Annotated in this window: 2 protein-coding genes; one reads left to right on the top strand and one right to left on the bottom strand. The window is 69.4% G+C overall.

Annotated features, from left to right (window positions below):
• A partial coding sequence (locus A5712_RS20230) for a TetR/AcrR family transcriptional regulator (RefSeq protein ID WP_156766674.1) occupies nt 1-161 on the bottom strand: 161 nt, incomplete at its 3' end.
• A gap of 60 nt (nt 162-221) precedes the next feature.
• Here A5712_RS20230 and A5712_RS20225 point away from each other — a divergent pair.
• The coding region (locus A5712_RS20225; protein WP_068108725.1) for a TetR/AcrR family transcriptional regulator at nt 222-787 on the top strand (566 nt) is incomplete at its 3' end.

The following is a 787-nucleotide window of genomic DNA, read 5'->3' as shown; positions in this document are numbered from 1 at the left end:
GGGAAGTAGTTGTACAGGCTCGCGCTGGTGACGTCGGCCGTGCGGGCGATCTCCCGGATGGTCGCGCGCGAGTAGCCGACGCCGGCCACGCACCGCATGGTGGCGACGATTATCCGCTGGCGAGTCTCCTCGCCGCTGGCGCCGACCGGGCGACCTAGCATGCCGTCGAATATAATCGAACGATCAATTAATATCCGGTTCCTGCTCGGAGGTGCGCCCGCATGAACGCCGCGCGGTCGCAGTTGGGGCGCCCGGTAGGCGCCAGCGGCGAGCGGACCCGCGCTCGAATAATCACCGCGGCGATGCGCTGCGTGGGGGAGGTGGGCTACTCCCAGGCGACAATTCGGGAGATCGCCAAGGCTGCCGACATGACCAGCGCGAGCCTGTACCACTATTTCCCGAACAAGTCCGAGTTGATCAAGGCCGCCGTCGCCGCAAGGACCGAGGTCGCGTTGCCCCGGCTGCGCGAGGCGGCCGGGAGCCCCGGCGACGTCGTCGACCGGATCGAAGCGGTGCTCGACGAATCGGGCCGGTTGATGCGCGAGTACCCCGACCTGGCGGCCTTCGAGTGGGCGATCCGCGCCGAGGGCGCCGTCGACCCCGGGGCGCACGGCGCCGGCTTCCAGGCGTTCCGCGAGATCATCGAGGGCATCGTCGGACGAGCCGCCAGATCGGGTCCGGTCGAAGCGATCTATTCGTTGATCTACGGGCTGACCGAGCTGGCGGCCACGCTGCCGCCCGAGGACTACCACGCGGCGCTGGGCGCGGCCAAGCGGCTGGTCAGGGG

It is taken from the genome of Mycobacterium sp. E2327 (assembly GCF_001672675.1).
Taxonomy (GTDB): Bacteria; Actinomycetota; Actinomycetes; order Mycobacteriales; family Mycobacteriaceae; genus Mycobacterium.
The sequence above is the reverse complement of the archived record's forward strand: the minus strand, read 5'-3'. Positions and strand labels throughout refer to the sequence as shown.